This window comes from Natronolimnohabitans sp. A-GB9, assembly GCF_030848565.1.
GTDB lineage: Archaea > Halobacteriota > Halobacteria > Halobacteriales > Natrialbaceae > Natronolimnohabitans.
In genome coordinates this window covers 79,673-101,790 of the sequence record NZ_JAVDDV010000007.1, presented here as the reverse complement: position 1 = coordinate 101,790, position 22,118 = coordinate 79,673, and the positions used below count along the sequence as shown (strand labels likewise).

The window sequence follows — 22,118 nt, the reverse complement described above, 5'->3', positions numbered from 1 at the left end:
CTCGGTCAGCGGACCTTCAGCGCGTACGCGCCGGGTTCGGTGACCTGCATCTCGCTTGCGATTTCGCTGTCCTCGGGGTGGGCGATGACGACGTAGCCCGCCCAGTCCTCGGTCAGCGACGAGGAGTTACAGGCCTCGCAGGTGTCAGCGTCGGGGTCGTTGACCCGGTGACACTCGCGACAGACGAGACGATCCGATGCCATGGTTACTCACCCTCGGCCGTCGTCGCTTCACGTTTCTCGTGTTCTTCCTCGAGCCAGCCGTGTTTGCCCAGCCCCGGCTGTTTCGCGGTGAGACCGATCTTCGAGTCACGCGGGTTGCGCTCGTCGATGCTCTTGGTGACGATACGTGCGCGGACGGCGTCGTCGACGCCCAGCGTGCGGTTGGACTCGTTGGAGGCGAGTTGCTGGTTCTCGCCGTCGAACGCGAGGTACTCGTCGGAGATCTGGGAGACGTGGAGCAGTCCGTCGACGGGACCGATGCCGACGAAGGCGCCGAACTCGACGACCTCGACGACCGTCCCGTCGACGACCTCCTGCATCTGTGGATCGAAGGTGACGGCGTCGAACTCGGCCTCGTAGTAGACGCCCGGTCGATTCGGCAACACCGTCCCCTCACCGATGTCGTGGACGTCGGTGACGGAGACGACGCTCCCGACCTCCTCGTCCATGCGCCCCTCGAGTTTGTCCTGGAGCAGTTTCTTCACGAGGTCCGGCGAGACGTCGCCGAGCTCCTCCGGCGGTACTTCTACCGTATCCGTTAATCTGACCCGTTTGTACATTCTATGGTTGAGTGATCGCTAACTTGTTTCTCCCGCGTAATGCAATTACCGGTACACTCGCCTTGAGCACCCGGTCGCGCAGCGGGCGGTCGTTCGTGACGACGTAGTCGACGGTCCCTTCGCGGGCAAGTTCGACGAGGGCGTCGTCAGCGTACGATGCCTCCGTGTCGACGACGAGACAGCGTTCGGTCGCCAGATCGTGACCCACGTTTGCGGCCGTCCCCTCGGTTCCACCTTTCTCCGAGAGCCGTCGGAGTTCCTCGATGACGGCCTGTGGAGCCGTCGGTTTGAACTCGTCGACCAGCCGTTCGAGTTCGTCGAACAGCCGGACGTCGAGTTCGACCGGCATCATCAGCGCACTCGTATCGAGGGCGACCCGCGTGGGGGTGGACATTCGTGTGTCTCGTCCTCGTCGACCGTCTTATTCTTTGAGCGTGCCTAAGCCGATCAGCCGCCAGCGAGCGCCGATTCGGCGGTTGATCGCGATCTTCGCGCCCGGTTCGGCGGCAACGGGCCGTTTGAGATTGACCTCACACTCGTCCTCGCGAGCGCTGGTGACGGCGCCGACGGTCGTCGCCGTGCCGACGGTCATCATCAGCGGCTCGCCGGTGCTGATCTCGTCGACCGTTTCGCCGCTCTCGGCGCCGACGACACGCTCGAGGAGGTCGACGTCCATCGTAAAGCGCTCCCAGGTCGGGGGGAGCGAGCCAGCGGGACCGGCGAGTCGGCCGGCCAACGCGTCCCCCTTCGTCAGCGAGGGGTCGAGCCCGGTACCGACGCCGAGCAGACCGCCCGGCGTGACGGTGTCGACGGTCTCGCCGCCGGCCTGCAGCGAACGAACCGTCGTCTCGATCGGAACGTACTCGGTCTGACCGCCTTCCTCGACCTCGCGGCCGGGGCGGATCTCGATTTCGTCGCCGACCTCGAGTTCGCCTTCGACCAAGCTGCCGCCGAGGACGCCGCCGGCGAGGTCCTCCGCCGTGGTCCCCGGTTTGTTGATGTCGAAGCTGCGGGCGACGTGCATCCGGGGATCGGCGTCCGGATCACGGTCGGGTGTCGGAATCTCGTCCTCGATCGCCTGCATCAGCAGGTCGAGGTTGACTTCCTGGCCGGCCGACACCGGGACGACGGGGGCGTCTTCGGCGACGGTCCCCGCGACGAACTCCTGGATCTCCTCGTAGTTCTGTCGGGCCTGATCGGTGCTGACGAGGTCGACCTTGTTCTGAGCGATGACGATGTTGTCGATCCCGATGATGTCGAGTGCCATCAGGTGCTCTTCGGTCTGGGGCTGTGGGACGGGTTCGTTGGCGCTGATGACCAACACGGCGCCGTCCATCAGCGAAGCGCCCGACAGCATCGTCGCCATCAGGGTCTCGTGCCCTGGGGCGTCGACGAACGACACGGTCCGCAGCGGCTCGCTTTCCGAGCCGTCCGGACACTCCTCCTCGACGGTGTAACACTCGGGTTCCTCGAGATCCTCACAGTGACGGAACGTAGCGTCGGCATACCCCAGTCGGATGGAGATACCGCGTTTCATCTCCTCGCTGTGCTGATCCGTCCACGAGCCACTCAACGCTTGCACCAGCGTCGTCTTGCCGTGGTCGACGTGGCCGACGAGCCCGATGTTCACCTCCGGTTGTCGATTTCCTACCATAAGACGATGAGTAATCTTAGGTAGTGGTTCCGCCGTGCGCTTGATAAACCTACTGTTCTGGGACCGGCACTGGCATCACACGACGAACATCATGCCGGTAAACTCCGCGCCGTCCGGGAGCCGACAGCCGAGCTCGTATGCCCCTTCGAACGGGAACTGCCACTCGTGGTCTGCACCGTCTTCGACGCCCGACCACTGACAGCCGTCCGGGATGTCGATCGGATAGATCTCGTAGTTTGAATCTCCCGTCCATCTGATCTCAGCCATGCTGTCGACCATCACGGGATCGGGATCGAACCGTGGTTCGCCGTCCGGTGCGACCTGGATGTGGACCGACGACTCTCCCGTTCGATCGACGGGGTCGTACTCCTCGATGCGTTCCTCGAGGTCGGCTTCGTCCTCACTGTCGGCTTCCGTTTCGTCGTCCGTGTCTCCATCGTCCCCGTCGTCTCCGTCGTCGGTATCGTCTCCGAGACAGCCGGCGAGAACGGCCGTTGTACAGACTGCGCCGACGAACGTCCGGCGGTTTACCATGCTCGATCGTACGGAGACGCCGACGATAACGCTTCGCCGAAATTCGACGATCGGACCATCCCCATCGCTTGCTGTCGGCTATCTGTCATAAACGTGGGGCGGTCGCGGTTGCGCCGATACAGTGGTACAGCCATCCGTATGAAACACCGCCTGAACGTCCACGGCGAGTCGTGGCACGAACACATGGCCGAAGAACTCGGCGCGGCGCCAGCCACAGCGGTCGTATAGGGTGTCTGGGGGCCCGTGTTGAGACGATCGCTGTTCGCTCGGCCACTGGCGCAACTAGCATCGTGTTCCCGGCGCCGAGACCACGTTCGCGCGTCAACGCTTGGGAATCAGTAGATCAGTTCGTCGTCGTTGTCGACCATGTACAGCGTTCGCGCGGCGATGTTGACCGCGTGGTCGCCGACGCGTTCGAGGTCACGGATCGTCAACAGCATCCGCCGAACGCCCTCGAGTAATGTGTCGTCGTCGACGGCGTTGCCGGCCGGCGTTTCGACGTCGATCAGGCTTCGGACGACGACCTCACTCGCGTTCGCACAGAGAGTATCGATCTCGTCGTCTGTCGCTGCGATGTCGCGAGTCGACGCGGTGTCGTCGGTTTCGTAGGCTTCCATCGCTTGCTCGACCATGTGGACGGTTCGCTCGCCGATGTAGCCGACGTCGACGTCGCCGTAGCGGTCCCGTTCGGCCTGCAGCGTGTACTCGCCGAGATTTACCGCCAGATCACCGATTCGTTCGAGATCGGTGCTGATCTTGAACGACGACGCGATAAATCGCAGGTCGCCAGCAACGGGCTGTTGAAGCGCCAGCAGGTCGATACATTGGCGTTCGATCTCGAGATACAGGTCGTTGATCTCGTCGTCGCCCGCGATGATCGCCTCGGCCAGTTCGTCGTCTTTCGTCTCGAGGGCCACGAGGGCCTTTCGGAGCCGCTGGCAGACGAGCGCGCTCATCTCGAGGACGTCCTCGCGGAGGGCCTCGAGTTGTCGTTGGTAGTCGTTGCGTGCCATGGTCAGCCGAATTTACCGGTGATGTAGTCCTCGACGCGCTGGTCGTTGGGGTTCTCGAAGATTTTCGTCGTGTCGTCGAACTCGACGAGTTCGCCGCCCGTGAGGAAGACCGCCGTCTTGTCGGAGAGACGAGCCGCCTGCTGCATGTTGTGCGTGACGATGACGACGGTGTAGTCCTGGGTGAGGTCGGCGATGAGGTCCTCGATCTTCGAGGTAGCGATGGGGTCAAGCGCCGACGCCGGTTCGTCCATCAGGATGACCTCCGGGTCGGGGGCGATGGCCCGGGCGATGCAGAGGCGCTGTTGCTGTCCGCCGGAGAGATCGAGGCCCGACGCGTCGAGTTTGGCGTTCACTTCGTCCCAGAGTGCCGCGCCGCGCAGCGCTCGTTCGACCGCTTCGTCGAGATCGACCTCGTCGTCTTTTCCCTGGACGCGTAGCCCGTACGCGACGTTGTCGTAGATCGATTTCGGGAACGGGTTGGGTTTCTGGAAGACCATCCCGATCTTCCGGCGGAGGGCGACGGGATCGACGTCGTCGTCGTAGACGTTCTTTCCGTGGAAGTAGAGGTCGCCCTCGACGCGCGCGACGTCGATCTGGTCGTTCATCCGGTTGATGCAACGGAGGAACGTCGACTTTCCACAGCCCGACGGACCGATGATCGCAGTGACTTTCTTCTCCGGAATCTCGATCGAGACGTCGTCGATCGCACGATCGTGGCCGTAGTAGACGTCGAGATCCGAGGCTTCGACGACGGTTTCGTCGGGTCGATTTCGCTCGTTGGTGTTTATCTGCTGTACACCGGTCGTGATGATCGTATCGTCGTTCGTATTCGTTGCCATTTACAGATCCCTCTCGTACTTGTTTCGCAGGTAGATCGCGATCCCGTTCATCACGAACATGAAGGTGAGTAGCACGACGATCCCGGTCGCCGCGAGATGGATGAAGTGCTGGCTCGGCTCGGCCGCCCAGTTGTAGATCTGGGTCGGCATCGCGCTGAACCGATCGAACGGACCGAGCGCGATCCGGTTGGTAAACAGCGCTCCGACCATAATCAGCGGCGCCGTCTCTCCGATCGCTCGTGCGAGCGCGAGGATCGTCCCCGTCATGATTCCGGGCATCGCGGCCGGGAGGACGACCTGCCGAATGGTCTGCCACTTCGTCGCGCCGGTGGCGTAGGAGCCGTTTCGCATCCCGTCTGGAACCGCGCGCAGCGCCTCCTGGGTAGAGACGATGATGATCGGCATCACCAGCAACGCGAGCGCGATCGCCCCGGCCAGCAGGATCGGTCCCATCCCGACCCCGTTGACGAACGCGGCCAGCGCGAGCAGTCCGTAGACGATCGACGGCACGCCCGCGAGGTTCGCCAGGTTCGCCTCGATGAGCCGCGTGATCCGGTTGTCGGGTGCGTACTCCTCGAGATAGATCGCCGAGCCGACGCCCACGAAGAACGCCAGGATCGCGGTGAAGAGCATCAGCATGATCGAGGCCACGATCGCACCCCTGAACCCGGCCAGTTCCTCGCGTCGCGAGCCGTCTCGCGTGAAGAAGTCGACGAGACTGATGCCGAACTCGGTCTGCCCGCGGTAGAAGTCGGTCGCGACGTCGAGCAACAGCAGCGCCAGCATGACGACGCCGAACATCGACGCGGCGACGATGATCCCGAGGAAGATCCGGTTCTTGCGGTGCTCCCAGTCGAGATCGATGCCGGTAAACGGGGTATCGTCGGTTTGGGTGCTCATCGGTACTCCTCCTGGAAGCGTCGTTTGAACCGGTCGTTGAGCAGATTCATCGACAGCGTCATGAGAAACAGCAACAGCCCGACGGCGAACAGGCTCTGGTACTCGACGGTCCCGACCGCCGACGTCCCACGGGCCTGCGAGACCATGTACGCCGTCATCGTCATGACCTCGTCGAACGGGTTCGCGGTGATGTTCGCGTTGAACCCCGCCGCGAGCGTGACGGCCATCGTCTCGCCGATCGCCCGCGACACCGCGAGGATGTACGACGCGAAGACCCCCGAGATCGACGCCGGCAGTACGATCCGCGTCGAGACGTCGTACTTCGTCGCCCCGAGAGCGTAGGCTCCGTTCCTGAGTTCGTCGGGTACCGCGCTCATCGCGTCCTCGCTGATCGAGGACACCATCGGAATCGTCATGATTCCGACGACGAGCATCCCCGAGAGCATACTGTACCGGCCGATATTGATTCCGAACAGTCTGCTGGCTATGGGGCCGAGGATGACCGGATTGATGAAGGCGATCGCGAAGTAGCCGTAGACGATCGTCGGAATCCCGGCGAGGATCTCGAGCGTCGGCTTGAGTTTCGCACGTACCTCCGGGGAGGCGTACTCCGAGAGGTAGATCGCGGTCGCGGTGCCGATCGGGATCGAGACGAACGCCGCGCCGACGGTGATCGCGAGCGTCCCGAAGATGATCGGGAGCGCCCCGTGGGCCGGCGTCGCGTGAGTCGGCGCCCACCGCGTTCCGGTGAAGAACTCGGTGAACGTGACGAGCTGTTCGACGCTCGCCCCCGTGAGTATCTCGGTGATCCGCGCACCGAAAAAGTAGCTGGCGGCGTTGTCGAACAGCACGAAAAAGATCGCGAGCGTCGTGAGGACCGTGATCGACGCACAGCCAAAGAGGACGCGTCGGATCCGGCGGTTCGACTCGATGTCGTCTCGAGCGACGCCGCCGGTGATCCCCGGTCCGGAGTCGGTTTCAGTACGCATCCTGAATCCTTTCCGTTACTCTCGCTGTACGGTGATTTCGTCCGGATCAGCGCCAACCTGCTCGAGCCACTCGTCGATCTTGTCGTGGTTCTCCGCCTGGGCCTCGTCGGTCGTCGCGTAGAACCCCTCGTCGCGGGCGAACTCGTGCTGGTTGTTGACGTAGAACCGTGCGAACGATCCGATGAGGTCGGGCTCCTCCTCGAGGCTCGCGAGGTTGATGTACGCGAACAGGGGTCGGGCGAGCGGCGAGTACAGGCCCTCTTCGATGTTCTCCTGTTCGGGCAGGTAGAACTCGCCGTCTTCGTCGCTCTCGACGGGCACCGCCTCGATCGGCTCGTCGTCTTCGATGTCGCGGAGGTAGCCGAGACCGCCCCAGCCGAAGCCGTGTTCGTTGCCCGCGACGGCGTTCATGATCTCGTTGGTCTGGCTGGTTGCCGAGTAGTCGTCGCGGATGTTCCCCATCTCGCCGTTGATCGCCTCGGTGAAGTAGTCGAACGTCCCCGACGCGTCGTCCCGGGCGTGCAGCTGGATGTCCTCGTCGGGCCACTCCGAGCGGACGTCGCTCCAGGTCTCGACGTCGGACTCGAACTCCCAGACCTGCCGCAACTCGTCGAGCGTGATCTCATCGACCCAATCGTTCTCCGAGTTCTTGACCACCGATAGGCCGTCGAGACCGACCTCGAGGAAGCCGTACTCGACGTCGTTCTCCTCGCAGAGGCCGACCTCGTCGTCCGTGATCTCCCGGCTCGCACTCTGGACGGCGGAGTTCCCGCGACAGAACTCCTGGAACCCGGCGCCGGTCCCCTCGGGTGCGACGTCGACGAGCACGTCTGGATACTCGTTCTCGAAGTTCTCACCCGCCCAGTCAGTGATCGGTGCGACCGTGTTCGATCCGGACGCATCGATCGTTCCGGAGGGTCCGTCGCCGCCTCCACTCATACAGCCGGCGACCGCCACGACACTCGTCGCGCCCGCTCCCGCGAGGAAACTGCGTCGTGATCGCTTCCCGGTGCCACTAGTTTCGGACGTTTCGTCCGTCATCACCTGGACTGTCGTACAGATCTCATAAAGGAACTGCTATGATCTATATAGCTATTCCCCAATATCAATATCCGACTACGTATTGGAACGTAGGTCTCGGTAACGAGTTCGGGTCGAAGCCTAAACTCGAGTAGTGGTCGGCACACGTACGGCTCACTGTCGGCGGAGGCGTCCTCAAGCGCCGACTATCGTCCACTCCCCATCGGTACTGAGAACTACTGTGTCGAACACCCACATATCTATATAGACACAGTCCAATTTATGGTGTGCCATCGTAATGACAGCGTATGGAAACGCGTAAGGTCCAGGTGACTGGCGGATCGACCTATACGGTCTCACTCCCCAAGGAGTGGGCGATCGAGAACGGTATCAGCAGCGGCTCCATCGTCGAGATTTATTCCGAAGACGACACGCTATCGGTCACGCCGGAGTGCGACACCGACCACCAGGAAGGAGTGCTCGACGTCTCCGCGCTCGAAGACGACCAACTGATCCGCGCCGTGTTCACGATGTACGTCGGCGGCTTCGACGTCATCCGCCTCGAGGCCGGCCGTGTGACGACGACCCAGCGACGGGCGATCCGCAGCGCCGTCCAGGGACTGGTCGGCGTCGAAGTCGTCGAAGAGGGGAGCGATCACGTCGTCGTCCAGGACCTGTTAGACTCCGCGGAGCTGTCGATCGTCAACGCCGTCTCGCGGATGCGCCTGATCGCGACGTCGATGCTCGAGGACGCCGTCACCGCACTCGTCGAAAACGACGACGACGTGGCTCGCGACGTGATCGAGCGCGACGACGACGTCGACCGGCTCTTCCTCGTCGTCTCGCGTATCTTCCGGGCGACGCTGCGCTCGCCGCGGGCCGCCGAAGGTCTCGCTGTCTCTCGCGAGGACTGCTTTGACTTCCACTCGAGTGCTCGCCAACTCGAGCGCGTCGCCGACCACGCCGTCAAGATCAGCCGACTCGCGACCGAACTCGAGGCCGTTCCGGAGACCGTCGCCGAGGGGATCGCTGACTTGCATGCCGACGTCGGACGAATCCTCGAGCAGTCGATGGACGCACTGTTTGCCAAGGAAGGCGACGAAGCGACCGACCTCGGTCACGACGCCCTCGAGTCCGTTCGCGAGATCGACGAACACACGCGACGGATCGACGATATTCTCCGCGACCTCGAGCCCGTCCAGGTCCAGTCGCTCGGGCTGGTCCTCGATTCGCTGTCCCGCAGCGCGGACTACGGTGGCAATATCGCCGAAACGGCGCTACAGAAAGCGGCGCCGCGGCCGTGAAGTCGGCGATTCGCGTACCGCTCAAACGGTAGGGTCGCCCGAACGAAGCCGTTCTCGAGGGTCCCTTTCGAGCGGCGTCGACGGCTGCCACGCTGCCGATAAACGCCGTCAGTGACGACTCGTGTCCGATCAGTGACTCGCTCCGGCAGTCACACGTTAGCGCTCATCGTTCGGCCATCCTCGAGTCGCCGCCGAGTTTCGACTCGAGGTCGTCGAACAGTTCCTGTACGCGAGTCTCGACCGTCGACCGAATCTCACGAACTCGTTCGAGGGCCTCGCCGTGAGGGTCGTCGAGAGCCCAGTCACGGACGTCGACGTCGTCGGCCTCGAACTCGAGCGTCGAACAGCCCATCGTCGCGACGACGTCGCAGGCGGCCAGTTCGTCGTCGGGAATTTCGCGTGGCGTCCGCTGGGCGAGGTCGATCCCGACCTCGGCCATCGCGTCGACGACGACAGGGTGGACCTCCTCGGCGGGGTGGGTGCCGCCGGTGTGGATCTCGATCCGGTCGTCCCAGCCACGACGGTCGCGTTCGCGCTCGGCGAAGGCGGTCGCCATCTGGCTGCGGCCCGCGTTCTGGACGCAGACGAAGCCGACGTGGATGGCGTCGTCAGTCATCGCGTTCACCGCGACTCACGTCGCGTCGACTCCGTTGGTCGGTCTCGCGTTGGCTCGACATTTGGTGACGCTAGTGGCTGCTGGTGAAATAGCGTTGCTATGTTCGCTATATAGCGGTTTGGCTGGTTACGGAGATAGCGGACGCGACCGCCGACGCGCTTCGGTGAAAGAGCCGAACGTTCCCCAGCCCGACGACCTTTTCTCGAGCCGGCCCCTCGCTCCGTCCGTGTCGGAGTTCGCGTTCGAACTCGAGTTGTGTGCCCACCTCGAGGCCCGCAGCGACGACGTCGTCGCCCGCCAGCTTGGGGCGAGCGTGGCCGACCCCGGCGGCCGAATCCTCGACGTCGTCTGTCTCGAGCCCGGACCCGGATTCGACGACCGCGCGGCCATCACGAGCGAGACGATTCCGGACGCGGCGATCGAAGCCGACGTCGGGGCCGGTCGGGCCCGCTACTGGAAAGACGCCTTCGACTGCCATCCCGATCGGGCCCGACGGGCGATGGAGCGAGCCTGCGAGATCGGCTTCTTCGAGCGCGAGTACCGCAACGGTCGCGCGTACGTCCGGCAGGTCGCCCGCTACCCCGACTGGTACGGCCGGCTCGTCGGGATCGAGAACAAGCCCGATCTGGGCCGTCCGGGCGACCTCGAGGCCCAGCTGCGGACCGACGCCAGCCTCGGGCTGGTCGACGAGGTCGTCCTCGCGACCGAGAGCTACGTCACGCGGGCACACCTGCACCGCATTCCGAACGAGGTCGGCGTCTGGCGCGTCCATCGCGACGAGACGACGGGCTCGACGGGCGGTGCTCTCGAGGTCGAGGTGATCCGCGAACCCGAACCGCTGTCGGTCGACGAACCCGGTATCGAACCGCTCGAGTACCATCCCGGGCGGACCGAGATCGCCGTCGTCGATCCGGTCGAAAAGGAACGGGCGCGCCGTCGGCTCGCCGAGCGGGCCTATGGGAAGGGGTGGCGTACCGACGGCCTTCCGGAGTGTGGGGCCTGCCGGGTCGACGACTCGAGCGGCGCGACCCTGCCCTACTGCTCGTGGAAGGGACGGGTGGTCGATGCGAGCGCCGAGTGTGCCCCCTCTTGTGGCGGGTACGAGCCGACAGTCGATCCGCATCCGGGCGAGGAGATCGACCTCGAGGCCGAGCGCGACCGGCGAACGCCCTGGGTCGCGGATCCGGACGGACGACGACGTCGGCAGTCGGGGCTGGACCGGTTCGGATGAACTCATCGCGTCCACGGATTTCGTTTCGAGACGTGCCGTCAGTTGCTGGTACATCACTTTCAACGGTGAAGGTTTTACGATGAATATGCACGGGATCGATCAGATCACCCGTCGACGCATTCTCGAGGGTGTAGGGGTTGTGGGAGCGGCAGCTCTGCTCGCCGGCTGTGCTGACGAAGACGACGAGCCCGAGGAAGAGCCAGAGGACGAACCCGAGGAAGAACCGGAGCCCGACGACGATGAGGACGACGAAGTAGACGATGACGAGGAGGACGACGAGGACGAACCCGAGGACGATATCGAAGCGGACGACGAGGGAGACGACGACCAGGAAATCGACCACGCACCGGACGAGAACGACGACGAAGACGAAGACGACGACGGGTAACGGACGGCACAGAACTTTTGTCGCCGCCGGTTTCGCACGATCTGTGCCGCAGTACGTACCGGTCACACACAGGCGCGAGCGCGACGCCACATCGTCGACGTGTCTACGGCCTGAGATGGTGGAGCGACGCGTTTCCCGAACAGGATCCGTCTGTCGGCACCGGTACTGATTTGCCCCTTCTCTGTGTATTGGTGACTATGTCCATAGATGCGATAGTCGAGTCGAGCGCCGCGTCGATGAGCGAGGACGAGATGCAAGCGCTCCTGACTCAGGAAGGCGTCGGGACGCTCGCCCTGCCGACCGACGACCTCCCGTACGTGATTCCGATGTCGTTCGGCTACGACGGCGAGTCGACGCTCTACTTCGTCTTCCTGCTTTTTGGAACGGACAGCCGCAAAGAGGTCCTCTCGGACCAGTCCCAGCGGGGACGGTTTCTCGTCTATCGCGCCGAGTCAGTACACGAGTGGCAAAGCGTTTCGCTGACCGGCCGTATTACGCCCGTCGACGACGACGGCGAGTGGGACGCCCTTCGGGACGCCATGGAGAACGCCTGGCACCCCAGCATCTTCTCCGCCGCTGCGCCGATGCGTGGCGTACAGGGGTATCGGTTCCAAATCGAGGAGTGGACGGGGATTCAGCAGGAAACCAGTTCCGAGTGAGTGGGTCTATACCACGCTCGAGGGGATCCGCGGTACGCAGACGTCCGAAGAGAGCCGGCAGTATCACTCGTCTCCGTCGTCACCCTCGCGGACCCGAAAGACACCGGTGAACTCCTCCCCATCTGCATCACGACTGCCGTAGAGATACGCTCCCTCGGCCCAGAAGAGCCGATCGAACGCCTCGCCGGCCGTCCGTTCCTCGACTGTCCCTTCGTCGACCGCTTCGTCCCAGATACACTCCTCGGGGACGTCGATCGGGTACACGACCGTACTCGTGCCCTCCCAGACCCAGTCGACGGGCGTGTCCGATTCGATCTCGAACGCCGCGGGCTTGACCCCCTCGTCGTCGGGGTCGACCGTGACGTCGACCGCTCCCTCGTCTGTGTAGTCCTCGAGATCGCGGTCCTCGAGGACTGCGTCTGCGTTCCGCTCGTGGCCGTCGCTGTCGGTGGACGCGTCGTCGTCACTCTCGTCGGATTCGTCGGTGTCATCGGCTCCCTCGTCGCTGTTCCCCCTGTCCTCGCCAAGACAGCCGACGAGGGCGGTCACTGTCACGCCTGTCCCGACCGCGACGACGTGGCGTCTGGTCCAGGCCATAGGTCCTCGGCACCCTCGAGGCTCTTGATACTGCTGGACAACGCGATGCACGGACCGATCGTACGTGCGGCCAACTGGACCGTGCTGAAACCAACGGACCAATGTACTGCCGCGTTGCCCGGGCAATACGGCCGAACCACCAGCTCTTTTCTGTCAGGATATACTATACTCGCTCGCGTACGAAACAACGAAAAACAGGTTCACAGAGACATCCAGCGAAGCGGCTTGATACAGCGATAGACGGTGATCGCGTGCTAACCGATTGCGGTTGCGGTCTTGTCGTTGATGAAGCCATGAGTGTAACCGATGGATTCACGAAGTGGACCGCTCGCGAAATACCCGCGGTAGTCGAAGAGTACGGACTGGCGTTCGTCATGGTCGCCAGTTACTTCGGCTCCGGTTCGGTGTTTATCGCCAGTCAGGCCGGCGTGATGCACGGCTACACGCTGTTGTGGGCCGTCATTGGTGCCGCGCTGCTTGGCTTTATGGCCCAGGACATGAGCGCTCGGCTGGGCATCCACGGAACGCCGTTGATGCGGTTCGTCCGCCACAAACTCGGCCGTGGTCCGGCGACGGCGATCGCGGTGTTTCTCTCGATCGGCTGTGTGGCGTGGACGCTTGGACTGGTCGCTGCCGTCGGCGCCGGCGTCTCGTTTCTGACTGGCGGTGCCGTCTCGTGGCAGCCGGTCGCCGTGGGCGCGACCGTCCTCGCCATCGTGATCGGCCTGCTGAACTACGAGCGCGTCGAGTATCTGATGATCGCGATGATGCTGTCGCTGATGATCGTCTACATCGTCGTCGCCTTGCCGAGCAATCCCGAGACGACCTCGCTCGCGCTCGGGTTCGTGCCGACGCCCGATACTCTCGGCACGCTGGCGATCGCAGCGGGCGTGTTGGGGACGACCGCGCTGTGGCCGAACTTCTTCCTCGAGTCGCGACTCGTCGAAAAGAAGGGGTGGACCGACAAAAGCGACCTCTCGACCGCTCGCAAGGACCTGGCGGTCGGCTACGCCGTCGGCGGCGTGACGACGATCGCGATCCTGATCGTCGCGGCCGCGCTGTTGCGACCGATGGGCTACACCGAGGTGACGACGTTCATTATGCCGGGTGAAGCACTCGTCGAGATCCTCGGCACGTGGGCCATGGTGTTGTTCGTCGTCGGGGTTACGGCCGCGGCGTTCAACAGCATCATCCCGATCATGTGGACGCCGGCGTACATCATCCCCGAAGCGATGGGAACCGAAGTCGGACAAAGCGACCGCCTCTTCAAGCTCCTGTTCGTCGCTGGCACGGCAACCGGCTTCGCGTCGCCGCTGATCAGCAGCGTCCTCGACCTGTCGGTCGTCGACATGGTCATCCTCTTCCCGACGTACAACGGGATCTTCGGGCTGCCGCTTGCGGCTGCCCTGCTGTTCTGGGCGGTCAACGATCGTGAGACGATGGGCGAACACCGGAACTCGCGCTGGCTGAACATCGTCAACGCGGTGCTTGTCCTGCTGGCGATCGTACTGGCGGTGTTTGCCGTCCAGGACTTCCTCGAGTTACTCTTCGGCGGCGGATTCTAACCTGTCGCCGTGACGACTCGAGGCCGTCGTCTCGATCGCTGACCGTTTCATCTGTTCCGTCGTTGACGTGCTCGAGCGACAGCCACGGCGATAGCGATATCGGCGGTAATCGACGACAGTAGACCGTATCAGGCAATACGAGCGAACGATAGTACGGCTCCTGTCCATCAGTGCCGAAGCATCAATCGGCCGACAGCGCTCGATCGAGTTCGATCGTGACGACGCTCCCGCGGGGTGCGTTCGCCTCGAACTCGAGGCTCCCGCCGGACCTGCGGACGATCCAGTAGACGAACCACAGGCCGAGCCCGCTTCCGTGGTACAGGTCCTCTTCGGCCCGGGTTACGTCCAGTATCCGCCGTTCCATCGCCTCGATACCGGGGCCGTCGTCGGCGATGCGTATCCGAACCGTCTCTCCCTCGAGGCGAACGCCGACGTCGATGGTCGGTTCCGATCGATCGGTGTGCTCGATCGCGTTCTCGAGGAGTTCCGCGATCGCCTCGTCGATCCGTCCCGTCGCCGTCGCGACCGCACGTGCCGGCAGGTCGGTCTCGATCCCAACGGAGTCGGCAGATCCCCGAGCCGCCGCGGCCTCCCGTTCGACGACGTCGACGAGATCGATCGGTCGCCGTCGTGCTCGTTCGGACAGCAACTTCGTGATCTTGCGCCCTTTCTCCGCGGTATCGAGGAGATCCGTGGTGCTCTCGAGGATCCGTTCGGCGTAGTCGTCGACCGGTGTCGTTCCCTCGGCCTCGATCTGGCTCGCATAGCCCTCGACGACGGTGAGTTCGTTACGGAGATTGTGTCGGAGGACGCGATCTAACGTCTGTAACTGCTGGTTCTGCTCTTTCCGCTCGGTGATATCGGTCTGGATCGCGACGAACTCGCGGACGGTCCCGTCGTCGTCGGTGATCGGGGCGATCGTCTGCTGGGCGTGATAGATCTCGCCGGATTTGCGCCGGTTGACGATCTGTTCTTCCCACACCTGTCCCGAGAGGACCGTCTCCCATTGCTCTTCGAAGTACTGTTGGTCCATCCGCCCCGAGTTCAGTATGTTCGGCGTTTCCCCGACGGCCTCGGCGGCGGTGTAGCCCGTGATCGATTCGAAGGCGGGATTGACGTAGGTGATCGTTCCATCTCGATCGGTCAGGAAGATGGCGTGTGCGGCGGCCTCGATCGCTCGTTGAAAGCGTTCGAGCTCTTGCTCTCGTTCGTTCCGTTCGGTCACGTCGCGGCTGACGGCGATAATTCGCTCGTCGCCGTCGATCTCGACTTTGTTGAGCCGGACCGAAGCTGGAAACGTCGAGCCGTCTTTCCGCCGGTGGACGCCGGCGACCGCACGCCGCTCGCCGACGTCCATCTCCTTCCAGGTTTGCTCGAGTTCGTCTAACTCGACCCCTACCTCGAAGTCAGAGACGTGCATCGAGAGCAGTTCTTCACGGGTGTATCCCAGGTTCGAGACGTGCGTCTCGTTGACGTCGAGGACGGTTCCCGTTACGTCGTGGACGATGATCACGTTCGGGGACTTGTCGAACAGCACCCGCAGTCGCTCGCTTGCGCGCTCGAGTTCTCGTTCGCGCTCTTTCCGGCCGGTAACGCCCTGGATCGTTCCGCGGACGCGAACTACATCGCCGTCCTCGGTCTGTGGATCGCCCTTCGCCCGGATCCATCGGCTCCCGTCGCCGCGTGTCCGAAGTTCGATCTCGAGGTCGTACGCGATGCCGTCCTCGACCGCACGGTCGAACGCGGCCTCGAACGCGTCCCGGTCGTCCGGGTGGACGGCCTCGAACGCGGCAGGAAGCGACGGCTCGGCGGCTGAATCGTAGCCGAGCAGTCCGGCGACGTACTCGCTCCACCAGAGTTCGTCCGATAGAACGTCGTACTCCCAGGCTCCGACGTCCGCGATCTCCTGGGTCTTGTCGAACAGATCGTCGCGACGCTCCCGCTGTGGTGCCGGCGTCCGTTCAACGGGCTCGAACCACCGGACAACGAGCGTCCGTCCGTCCTGTTCGACGTGCTCGGTCGTGACGTCGACACAGCACCGTCCCGTCTCGGGACGATCGACGACGATCGGCGAGCCGTCCTCGAGCTCGGAGACTGTCCCCGTTGCCGCAAGCGCCTCGCGGTGGTTCCCTCGCGTCCGATCGGGATGGAGATCGAGCAACGCAAGCTCACGAAGCCGTTCACACGAGCGCTCGAGAAAGTCGACAGCGGCCGTGTTGGCGTCGAGAACCCGTCCCGTTTTCTCGTCCGCGACGACGACCGGCTTCGGAACCGCATCGAGAAACAGATCGGCCGACATCGACGTCAGTGGGGGATCCGACCCATCGGCGGACTGATCAGTGCCCATAGGAGGACTATCGGTTTCGGCCACATCATCAGATAGCTGTCGGTTCTCCCAAATTCCCCCGACGGCATTGGATTCGAGCACTACGACGTCGTTCGAACCTGAGGGGAAGCGAACCGATGGCTCGCAGACGACAGCGCCCCATCTCAGGGAAGCACGAACTCCTCGCCGTCGACTGCAAGCGGCTCCTCGAAGGCTTCGTCGGCGGGGTAGTAGTGGGCGACGTGAACGAGCCGTGTTTGCTCGGCGTTTAGCTCGTCGGCCAACGCGAGCGCGCCCTCTCGAGTCATGTGTTTCGTGCCGAACGTCCGCGGGACGCCGTCGTCGGTCTCGTGGCGACCGCCGATCGGGTGATAGTCGGCCAGGTGAGCGGGGACGATGGCGTCGGCGAGTAACAGGTCGGGGTCGGCCAGCACCTCACGGGACTCCTCGGGGACGTTGTAACTCGTGTCGCCCGAGATCGAGAGCTTCGACCCCGTGACGGGGTCCTCGATCGCGAGCCCATAACAGAGCAGCGGCGGGTGTTCGACCGGAACCAGCGTCACGGTGAAGCCGGCGACGTGGATCGGCTCGAGCGGCGTCGTAGGGTGGACCTCGATCGGCTCGAGGTAGTGGTAGTCGTCGCGGACGGTCTCGGCGACGCTTTTGTCCGTCTTGGGATCGGTCTCGTCGGCCGCGTAGACGTCAAGCGAGTCGAAGACGCGGAAGACGTTACCCATTCCGTCGAGGTGATCGAAGTGAATGTGGGTGACGATCGCCGCGTCGGGCAACGGGACGTCTTCGCGAAGGAACTGCGAGCGGAAGTCGGGACTGAAGTCGATCAGCAGCGACTCGTCGACGCGTTCGTTCTCGACGTGGACCGAAAAGCGCGTGCGTTCGACTCCGCGTTCACGGGCGGCTTCACAGGTGTCACAGTCACAGCCGACGGTGGGTGTCCCGGTCGTGTCGCCGGTGCCGAGAAGCGTCACACGCATCGTTACGGTCGCCCTCCGTCGGCGACGTCGATCGAACCGGCCCGAACGGGACGTGGCGCGAACGCTCGTCGCTGCTCATACGAGTCACCCGCCGCCCGCGGCCGGTCGGCAACCGCGGCCGTGGCTTCTCCCTGTCGCGGTTCGTCGCTCATTGGCGTGTGCTTAGAACCCATCACATAAAGGGTATTTCCCCACGAACCGGGCCGTCGCTACTCCGTCCCGGAGTCACCGACTGCGTCCGTCGTACTCGTGTTCCCGGAGCAGATCCGGCTCGACGTCGCGCAACACCGCCTCGTGGGTCGCCTCGAGGACGACCGGCGGGGCACAGTCGGCGTCTTCAGCCTCGAGCCAGCGAGCCAGACAGAGACACCACCGGTCGCCCGGCTCGAGCCCGGGAAACTCGAGTTCGGGTCGCGGCGTGACGAGGTCGTTGCCCTGTGCTCGACTGAACCGCAGGAACTCCTCGGTCATCACGGCACAGATCTCGTGGCGCCCACGGTCGCCCTCGACGCGGCGACAGCAGCCGTCCCGCAGAAATCCGGTCATCGGGTCGGTGCTACATGGCTCGAGTTCGGTCCCGTAGACGTTCCGGTCGTCGGTCATACACGGGCCGTCGGATGCCGCGGGCAAAAACGTGTGGTCCGCGGCGTCGATTCGGCCGTTCGCTCCGAATCAGCAGTACCCGTATGAAGGAGGTCAATTCAGTCCCGGCGGTACGACCGGCTCGAGGTCGCGTTCCGCGACGAACGCCTCGAGGAACGCGGCGCGCTCGCCGATCTCGCCCGGCCGGTGGGAGTCGGTTCCGATGGTGATGGAGACGTCGTACTCCTGGAGGATCTCGAGGAAGGTCTCGGAGGGGTGGACGATCGCCATGTCGGCGACCGCTCGTCCGGCGTTGATTTCGGGGACCGTCCGCGAGTCGGCCAGCGCCCGTGCGATTCGGTCGTACTGGTCGGTCGTCGCTCGCCCCCGCAGCGCGGGCGTTCGCTCGATCAGATCGAGGTGGGCCGCGACGTCAAACAGCTCCGACTCGATCAACGAGACGAGATCGTCGACGTAGCCCTCGACGATGGCGTCCAGTTCGGGCTCACTCATCGCCGTGAAGTTACTGGGGACCTGGACGTTTAGTCCGTCGACGGCGTGGACGCTCCCGATAGTGTACTCGAAGTCGGCGTCCGCGAGGAACTCGCGGATCTCGACCTCGTCGCGCCGATCGTAGTCCATCTCGACGCCGTCGTAGATCGACACCGAGAGGTCCTCGCGGTCGCGCTGAGCTTCGATCGCCCGTCGCCGCCGCTCGTAGGTCAGGTCCAGATTGAAGCCGTAAACTGTCCGGACCGTCGCCGGCTGCTCGCGGGTCGATACCGTACAGTGGTCGGTCAGACCGACGCCCTCGAGTCCGGCCGCGTCGGCGGCCTCGACCATCCCCTTGAGAAATCCCCCGTCAGAGTAGTTGGTGTGGGTGTGGAAGTCGTTCATATTGCAACGACGCCGAAGGGACAGTTGGGCGTTTCGCCCGCGACAGCCACGTCCCGACGCCGTCGGCGGTCGTCCTCCGCCTCGAGTGGCGTGATCGAAATCAGTGATCGTGGTCGTGGTCGTGGTCGTGGTCGTGGTCGTGGCCGTGGTCGTGGTCGTGGTCGTGTGAGTGGCCACTCGGCTCGCCCCCGTCGCTGGCTTTTCCGAGATCGCCGCCCGCGACGAGCGCGTCGTGGTCACCGCCCATCATGTCCATGTTCTTCAACGTGTCACGTTCCTCGAACTCCTCGACGGCGTGGAGCAGGTCCTCCTGGGTCAGCGTCGTCCGATCCTCGGTTAGGGCCTCGAGGACGGCCTCCCGGAGAACCATCCGGAGATCGCTGCCGGTCAGCCCCTCCGTGGCCTCGGCGATCAGTTGCGGATCGAACTCCTCGATGTCCATCTGGCGGGTGATGACCTGAAGGATGTCCGCCCGCATGTCGTAGTCCGGCTTGGGGAAGTTGATGATCTCGTCGAACCGGCGCCAGGCGGCGTCGTCTAACTGATCGGGGTGGTTGGTCGCGCCGATCAGCAAGACGTCGTCCTCGATCAGCGAGATGTTGTCGATGCTCTTGAGTAAGGTGTTGACGGCCCGTTTCAGGGCAGCATGTTCGTCGCTGCTGCGGGTCTTGGCGACGAAGTCGAACTCGTCGATAAAGAGAATACACGGCGAGAGCCGTTTGGCGACCTCGAACGTCTTATCGACGTTTTTGGCCGTCTCGCCGAGGTACTGTGAGGTAATCATCGACAGCTTGACCTCGACGAACGGGAGATCCATGTCCTGAGCCAGTGCCTGTGCCGTCGAGGTCTTCCCGGTTCCCGGCGGCCCGACGAACAGCAGCTTGCCGATCTCGCGCAGGCCGATATCCGAGAGGTAATCGCGGTGTTCGATCGCCTTCGAGATCTTGTCGAGTTCGTTCTCCTGGTCCTCGGTGAGGACGAGTTCGTCGAGGCTGGTGTCGACCTCCTCGGGTGCCCGAACCTCGACGAGGTCGAGCATCTCCTCGTCCTCATCTTCGTCGAAGTACTCGTCTAAGAGCCCGTCGATCCAGACGCGATCGGCCTGTATCGGCCGGTTTTGCTCGCGGGCCTCCTCGTGGGTGACGTCGAACTGATCGCCGTACTCCTCGTGGTTGGCAAAGTGTTTTGCCAGCGTCGGATTCTCGCGCAATCGCTCGTCGTCGACGCGCTCGGCAAACCACTGTTCGGCCATTCCTTCCTGGGCGAGCGTGATCGTTCCCGAGAACTCGTCGCGCTCGGTGAACATCAGGTCGGACACCGCCTCCCAGGGCTGGCTGACGCTGGTCGCCTCTCGTGCCGTTCCGTTCGTCACCGAGAGCGGCCGGCTGATCCCTGCGGGCTTGCGCCCGCCGCCACCACCGTCGCTGTCGTCGTCGCCGTCGTCTACGCTACCGGTCCAGTAGACTCGGCGAAACGATGGGGGGAGGTCGTTCTCGTCCAGCGTCCGGTCGTCCGAATACACGCTCGCCGTGAGCAGGAACTCAACGACATCGAGCGCTGCGTCACTCATTCGGTCAACGTATTCACCACACGCTCTTAACGTCGTCGTCCTGTGCAACGTCTGCGACAATCAATCATGATAGATTTGCACACGCTCGAGACCGCGATCGGGGCCGACAGTCGCCGTCGCTGGCCGGCTGTGGCACAATTGTTTTCGTTCATCGGTACACAAGCATGCATATGAACGTCTTAGTGGGCCTCGTCGGGAGCGACGAATCAGTTAAAACGCTTCGTCAAACCGTCGATCGGACACACGATGTCGGCGACGACCTCACCGTCGCCGTCGTCGAGAAGCCCGAATCGAAGCGATCCCAAGAGGAGATGGTCGAACAAGCCGAAGAGTTGCTTGCTGACGCCGACGTCGAGGCAGAGATCGTTACACTCGAGGGCGACCCCGGAAGCGCGCTGGTCGACTATGCCGAACAAGGCGAGTTCGATCAGCTGGTGATCGGTGGCGGCACGCTGAGTCCAATGGGGAAGATTCAGCTCGGCCCGATCACTGAGTTCGTCCTGCTGAACGCTCCGACGACCGTCAAACTGGTGCGATAACGATGGCTGGAACGCGACCGTACCCCGACGAACCGGTGGGACCGTTCCCCTCGCCGCCGACGACCGACGAGGACCGGGAGGGACGAGCGATCGAGTTCGTCGCACCGGACGACTTCGAGGACGTCATCGGCGACGTCGTCGAGATGTACGTCCAGTTCGATCCGACCGATCGGGCCCAGGGCATTCCACCGACCGGCGAGGACCGTATCCGCAACTGGCTCGAGACGATCGCCGAGGAGAGCGTCAACGTCGTCGCTTACCACGACGACGACGTAATCGGACACGCGATGCTCGTTCCCGATACGAGCGATCCCGCGGCGATCGAGGACAAAGGCGACATCGAGTGGGAGCTCGCGATCTTCGTCCTTCAGGACTACCAGCGGGCCGGTATCGGGACGAAGCTGCTCGAGCACTTACTCGGCCACGCCAGCGACATCGGCATCGAACGCGTCTGGCTGACCGTCGAGCGCTGGAACAACCCGGCGATCGCCCTCTACGAGCGGGTCGGTTTCGAGTCGACCGGCACCGAAAGCTTCGAACAGGAGATGGCGATCTTGCTGGAGTGACCGACTACACCGAGAGGACGGGCTGGCTCGCATACGAGAGGACGTATTCGGCGACCTGCTCGAGGACCTCCGCCGAGGCGGTGTCGGTCGGCTCCCTGGGGAGGACGATGAAATCGGCGTCGACGGCGTCGGCGGTGTCGAGCACGACGTTGCCCGGATGACGGGTCTTTCGAGTCTGTGAGAACCCGTCGTCGACGGAGGTTACGAGCGGGACGTTGGCCTCGTCGGCGATGAGGCTCACGTCGTCGAAGAAATCCTGTGTGTCGGCAGCGATCGCGTCTTCGTCGACGGTTCCGGCGTTCATTCCCTGGATGACGCCCCGTCCGAGGACGAACAGGGCGTGAACTGAGGCGTCGTACCGATCGGCGACGGCGACGGCGTACTCGACGGCGGTCGCTGACTCTTCACTCCCGTCGACCGGTGCGAGAACTGTGTCGACGGTAACCGGCTCGTTGGGGTCCATACGCGCTGGTGTGTCCCGCGTCGCAAAAAAGCCATCCCACATCCGACGCTCGACAGTACTGCGTGTTACCGTCCACCACACGGTCGACAGCGG

The 22,118-nt window shown here is 63.7% G+C and carries 26 protein-coding genes; 7 read left to right on the top strand and 19 right to left on the bottom strand.

Annotated elements, in window-relative coordinates; genetic code table 11:
* Window positions 1–5 precede the first annotated feature (5 nt).
* The 10 genes from spt4 to RBH26_RS11310 form a co-directional block, all read right to left on the bottom strand.
* The gene (spt4, locus tag RBH26_RS11355) at window positions 6–203 is read right to left on the bottom strand and encodes a transcription elongation factor subunit Spt4 (protein ID WP_306758399.1); all 198 of its coding nucleotides are present in this window, start codon (window positions 201–203) and stop codon (window positions 6–8) included.
* A 2-nt stretch (window positions 204–205) separates the two neighbouring features.
* Window positions 206–781 carry a DNA-directed RNA polymerase gene (locus RBH26_RS11350; RefSeq protein WP_306758398.1) on the bottom strand — a complete coding sequence of 192 codons (576 nt, stop codon included), beginning with the start codon at window positions 779–781 and terminating at the stop codon, window positions 206–208.
* 1 nt (window position 782) lies between these two features.
* Window positions 783–1,175, bottom strand: coding sequence for a DUF188 domain-containing protein (locus RBH26_RS11345; protein WP_306758397.1), 393 nt, complete (start codon window positions 1,173–1,175; stop codon window positions 783–785).
* A 27-nt stretch (window positions 1,176–1,202) separates the two neighbouring features.
* Window positions 1,203–2,435: a translation initiation factor IF-2 subunit gamma gene (locus tag RBH26_RS11340; RefSeq protein WP_306758396.1), complete on the bottom strand. Its 1,233-nt coding sequence runs from the start codon at window positions 2,433–2,435 to the stop codon at window positions 1,203–1,205.
* 75 nt (window positions 2,436–2,510) lie between these two features.
* Window positions 2,511–2,969, bottom strand: a complete 459-nt coding sequence (locus RBH26_RS11335; protein WP_306758395.1) for a hypothetical protein — start codon at window positions 2,967–2,969, stop codon at window positions 2,511–2,513.
* A 335-nt stretch (window positions 2,970–3,304) separates the two neighbouring features.
* On the bottom strand, window positions 3,305–3,982 hold the full coding sequence (gene phoU, locus RBH26_RS11330; RefSeq protein WP_306758394.1) for a phosphate signaling complex protein PhoU: 678 nt from the start codon (window positions 3,980–3,982) through the stop codon (window positions 3,305–3,307).
* A gap of 2 nt (window positions 3,983–3,984) precedes the next feature.
* Entirely contained in the window at window positions 3,985–4,821 is an 837-nt protein-coding gene (gene pstB / locus RBH26_RS11325; RefSeq protein ID WP_306758393.1) for a phosphate ABC transporter ATP-binding protein PstB, read from the bottom strand.
* A complete protein-coding gene (gene pstA / locus RBH26_RS11320) occupies window positions 4,822–5,721 on the bottom strand; it encodes a phosphate ABC transporter permease PstA (RefSeq protein ID WP_306758392.1) in 900 nt (299 codons plus the stop codon).
* Window positions 5,718–6,710, bottom strand: a complete 993-nt coding sequence (gene pstC, locus RBH26_RS11315; protein ID WP_306758390.1) for a phosphate ABC transporter permease subunit PstC — start codon at window positions 6,708–6,710, stop codon at window positions 5,718–5,720. Before pstC ends, pstA begins: the two co-directional genes overlap by 4 nt.
* A gap of 15 nt (window positions 6,711–6,725) precedes the next feature.
* The gene (locus tag RBH26_RS11310; protein WP_306758389.1) at window positions 6,726–7,751 is read right to left on the bottom strand and encodes a PstS family phosphate ABC transporter substrate-binding protein; all 1,026 of its coding nucleotides are present in this window, start codon (window positions 7,749–7,751) and stop codon (window positions 6,726–6,728) included.
* Window positions 7,752–8,038: 287 nt separating this feature from the next.
* On the opposite strand from RBH26_RS11310, the gene RBH26_RS11305 reads away from it, so the two are divergent.
* Window positions 8,039–9,034 (top strand): phosphate uptake regulator PhoU, encoded by a 996-nt coding sequence (locus RBH26_RS11305; protein ID WP_306758388.1) that lies wholly within the window; start codon window positions 8,039–8,041, stop codon window positions 9,032–9,034.
* A gap of 163 nt (window positions 9,035–9,197) precedes the next feature.
* Here the strand turns inward: RBH26_RS11305 and RBH26_RS11300 are convergent, their stop codons facing one another.
* Window positions 9,198–9,650: a low molecular weight phosphatase family protein gene (locus RBH26_RS11300; protein WP_306758387.1), complete on the bottom strand. Its 453-nt coding sequence runs from the start codon at window positions 9,648–9,650 to the stop codon at window positions 9,198–9,200.
* Window positions 9,651–9,876: 226 nt separating this feature from the next.
* Here RBH26_RS11300 and RBH26_RS11295 point away from each other — a divergent pair, with 226 nt between their 5' ends.
* The 3 genes from RBH26_RS11295 (at window position 9,877) to RBH26_RS11285 (ending at window position 11,928) form a co-directional block, all read left to right on the top strand.
* Entirely contained in the window at window positions 9,877–10,881 is a 1,005-nt protein-coding gene (locus tag RBH26_RS11295; RefSeq protein WP_306758535.1) for a DUF5787 family protein, read from the top strand.
* An 85-nt stretch (window positions 10,882–10,966) separates the two neighbouring features.
* On the top strand, window positions 10,967–11,269 hold the full coding sequence (locus RBH26_RS11290; protein ID WP_306758386.1) for a twin-arginine translocation signal domain-containing protein: 303 nt from the start codon (window positions 10,967–10,969) through the stop codon (window positions 11,267–11,269).
* Window positions 11,270–11,466: 197 nt separating this feature from the next.
* Window positions 11,467–11,928 (top strand): pyridoxamine 5'-phosphate oxidase family protein, encoded by a 462-nt coding sequence (locus RBH26_RS11285; protein ID WP_306758385.1) that lies wholly within the window; start codon window positions 11,467–11,469, stop codon window positions 11,926–11,928.
* Window positions 11,929–11,991: 63 nt separating this feature from the next.
* Here RBH26_RS11285 and RBH26_RS11280 read toward each other — a convergent pair whose 3' ends face one another.
* On the bottom strand, window positions 11,992–12,525 hold the full coding sequence (locus RBH26_RS11280) for a hypothetical protein (RefSeq protein WP_306758384.1): 534 nt from the start codon (window positions 12,523–12,525) through the stop codon (window positions 11,992–11,994).
* Window positions 12,526–12,818: 293 nt separating this feature from the next.
* Between RBH26_RS11280 and RBH26_RS11275 the strand changes: the two genes are divergently transcribed.
* Window positions 12,819–14,090, top strand: coding sequence for a divalent metal cation transporter (locus RBH26_RS11275; protein ID WP_306758383.1), 1,272 nt, complete (start codon window positions 12,819–12,821; stop codon window positions 14,088–14,090).
* 181 nt (window positions 14,091–14,271) lie between these two features.
* Here RBH26_RS11275 and RBH26_RS11270 read toward each other — a convergent pair whose 3' ends face one another.
* The 6 genes from RBH26_RS11270 to RBH26_RS11245 all read right to left on the bottom strand — a co-directional run bounded on the left by RBH26_RS11270 (window position 14,272) and on the right by RBH26_RS11245 (window position 20,457).
* Window positions 14,272–16,437 carry a PAS domain-containing sensor histidine kinase gene (locus RBH26_RS11270; protein ID WP_306758382.1) on the bottom strand — a complete coding sequence of 722 codons (2,166 nt, stop codon included), beginning with the start codon at window positions 16,435–16,437 and terminating at the stop codon, window positions 14,272–14,274.
* 143 nt (window positions 16,438–16,580) lie between these two features.
* Entirely contained in the window at window positions 16,581–17,408 is an 828-nt protein-coding gene (locus RBH26_RS11265; RefSeq protein ID WP_306758381.1) for an MBL fold metallo-hydrolase, read from the bottom strand.
* 2 nt (window positions 17,409–17,410) lie between these two features.
* The gene (locus tag RBH26_RS11260; RefSeq protein ID WP_306758380.1) at window positions 17,411–17,560 is read right to left on the bottom strand and encodes a hypothetical protein; all 150 of its coding nucleotides are present in this window, start codon (window positions 17,558–17,560) and stop codon (window positions 17,411–17,413) included.
* A gap of 73 nt (window positions 17,561–17,633) precedes the next feature.
* Entirely contained in the window at window positions 17,634–18,011 is a 378-nt protein-coding gene (locus tag RBH26_RS11255; protein WP_306758379.1) for a DUF2237 domain-containing protein, read from the bottom strand.
* A 93-nt stretch (window positions 18,012–18,104) separates the two neighbouring features.
* Window positions 18,105–18,887 (bottom strand): PHP domain-containing protein, encoded by a 783-nt coding sequence (locus RBH26_RS11250; RefSeq protein ID WP_306758377.1) that lies wholly within the window; start codon window positions 18,885–18,887, stop codon window positions 18,105–18,107.
* Between the two features lie 100 nt (window positions 18,888–18,987).
* Window positions 18,988–20,457, bottom strand: a complete 1,470-nt coding sequence (locus RBH26_RS11245; protein WP_306758375.1) for an ATP-binding protein — start codon at window positions 20,455–20,457, stop codon at window positions 18,988–18,990.
* 170 nt (window positions 20,458–20,627) lie between these two features.
* Between RBH26_RS11245 and RBH26_RS11240 the strand changes: the two genes are divergently transcribed.
* Together RBH26_RS11240 and RBH26_RS11235 are read left to right on the top strand one after the other, a co-directional pair.
* The gene (locus RBH26_RS11240; RefSeq protein ID WP_306758374.1) at window positions 20,628–20,996 is read left to right on the top strand and encodes a universal stress protein; all 369 of its coding nucleotides are present in this window, start codon (window positions 20,628–20,630) and stop codon (window positions 20,994–20,996) included.
* A 2-nt stretch (window positions 20,997–20,998) separates the two neighbouring features.
* Window positions 20,999–21,562, top strand: coding sequence for a GNAT family N-acetyltransferase (locus tag RBH26_RS11235; RefSeq protein ID WP_306758372.1), 564 nt, complete (start codon window positions 20,999–21,001; stop codon window positions 21,560–21,562).
* Window positions 21,563–21,566: 4 nt separating this feature from the next.
* Here the strand turns inward: RBH26_RS11235 and RBH26_RS11230 are convergent, their stop codons facing one another.
* Window positions 21,567–22,025 carry a universal stress protein gene (locus tag RBH26_RS11230; RefSeq protein ID WP_306758371.1) on the bottom strand — a complete coding sequence of 153 codons (459 nt, stop codon included), beginning with the start codon at window positions 22,023–22,025 and terminating at the stop codon, window positions 21,567–21,569.
* Window positions 22,026–22,118 lie beyond the last annotated feature (93 nt).

Excerpts from the sequence above, each read along its gene's own strand:
- RBH26_RS11240 (WP_306758374.1), top strand. The coding sequence starts at position 20,628 with ATGAACGTCTTAGTGGGCCTCGTCGGGAGCGACGAATCAGTTAAAACG.
- pstA (WP_306758392.1), bottom strand. The coding sequence starts at position 5,721 with ATGAGCACCCAAACCGACGATACCCCGTTTACCGGCATCGATCTCGAC.
- RBH26_RS11235 (WP_306758372.1), top strand. The coding sequence starts at position 20,999 with ATGGCTGGAACGCGACCGTACCCCGACGAACCGGTGGGACCGTTCCCC.
- RBH26_RS11265 (WP_306758381.1), bottom strand. The coding sequence starts at position 17,408 with ATGCGTGTGACGCTTCTCGGCACCGGCGACACGACCGGGACACCCACC.
- RBH26_RS11280 (WP_306758384.1), bottom strand. The coding sequence starts at position 12,525 with ATGGCCTGGACCAGACGCCACGTCGTCGCGGTCGGGACAGGCGTGACA.
- RBH26_RS11340 (WP_306758396.1), bottom strand. The coding sequence starts at position 2,435 with ATGGTAGGAAATCGACAACCGGAGGTGAACATCGGGCTCGTCGGCCAC.
- RBH26_RS11255 (WP_306758379.1), bottom strand. The coding sequence starts at position 18,011 with ATGACCGACGACCGGAACGTCTACGGGACCGAACTCGAGCCATGTAGC.
- RBH26_RS11345 (WP_306758397.1), bottom strand. The coding sequence starts at position 1,175 with ATGTCCACCCCCACGCGGGTCGCCCTCGATACGAGTGCGCTGATGATG.
- RBH26_RS11270 (WP_306758382.1), bottom strand. The coding sequence starts at position 16,437 with ATGGGCACTGATCAGTCCGCCGATGGGTCGGATCCCCCACTGACGTCG.
- phoU (WP_306758394.1), bottom strand. The coding sequence starts at position 3,982 with ATGGCACGCAACGACTACCAACGACAACTCGAGGCCCTCCGCGAGGAC.
- pstB (WP_306758393.1), bottom strand. The coding sequence starts at position 4,821 with ATGGCAACGAATACGAACGACGATACGATCATCACGACCGGTGTACAG.
- RBH26_RS11285 (WP_306758385.1), top strand. The coding sequence starts at position 11,467 with ATGTCCATAGATGCGATAGTCGAGTCGAGCGCCGCGTCGATGAGCGAG.
- RBH26_RS11300 (WP_306758387.1), bottom strand. The coding sequence starts at position 9,650 with ATGACTGACGACGCCATCCACGTCGGCTTCGTCTGCGTCCAGAACGCG.
- pstC (WP_306758390.1), bottom strand. The coding sequence starts at position 6,710 with ATGCGTACTGAAACCGACTCCGGACCGGGGATCACCGGCGGCGTCGCT.
- RBH26_RS11305 (WP_306758388.1), top strand. The coding sequence starts at position 8,039 with ATGGAAACGCGTAAGGTCCAGGTGACTGGCGGATCGACCTATACGGTC.
- RBH26_RS11275 (WP_306758383.1), top strand. The coding sequence starts at position 12,819 with ATGAGTGTAACCGATGGATTCACGAAGTGGACCGCTCGCGAAATACCC.
- RBH26_RS11335 (WP_306758395.1), bottom strand. The coding sequence starts at position 2,969 with ATGGTAAACCGCCGGACGTTCGTCGGCGCAGTCTGTACAACGGCCGTT.
- RBH26_RS11260 (WP_306758380.1), bottom strand. The coding sequence starts at position 17,560 with ATGAGCGACGAACCGCGACAGGGAGAAGCCACGGCCGCGGTTGCCGAC.
- RBH26_RS11245 (WP_306758375.1), bottom strand. The coding sequence starts at position 20,457 with ATGAGTGACGCAGCGCTCGATGTCGTTGAGTTCCTGCTCACGGCGAGC.
- RBH26_RS11350 (WP_306758398.1), bottom strand. The coding sequence starts at position 781 with ATGTACAAACGGGTCAGATTAACGGATACGGTAGAAGTACCGCCGGAG.
- RBH26_RS11250 (WP_306758377.1), bottom strand. The coding sequence starts at position 18,887 with ATGAACGACTTCCACACCCACACCAACTACTCTGACGGGGGATTTCTC.
- RBH26_RS11310 (WP_306758389.1), bottom strand. The coding sequence starts at position 7,751 with ATGACGGACGAAACGTCCGAAACTAGTGGCACCGGGAAGCGATCACGA.
- RBH26_RS11290 (WP_306758386.1), top strand. The coding sequence starts at position 10,967 with ATGCACGGGATCGATCAGATCACCCGTCGACGCATTCTCGAGGGTGTA.
- spt4 (WP_306758399.1), bottom strand. The coding sequence starts at position 203 with ATGGCATCGGATCGTCTCGTCTGTCGCGAGTGTCACCGGGTCAACGAC.
- RBH26_RS11230 (WP_306758371.1), bottom strand. The coding sequence starts at position 22,025 with ATGGACCCCAACGAGCCGGTTACCGTCGACACAGTTCTCGCACCGGTC.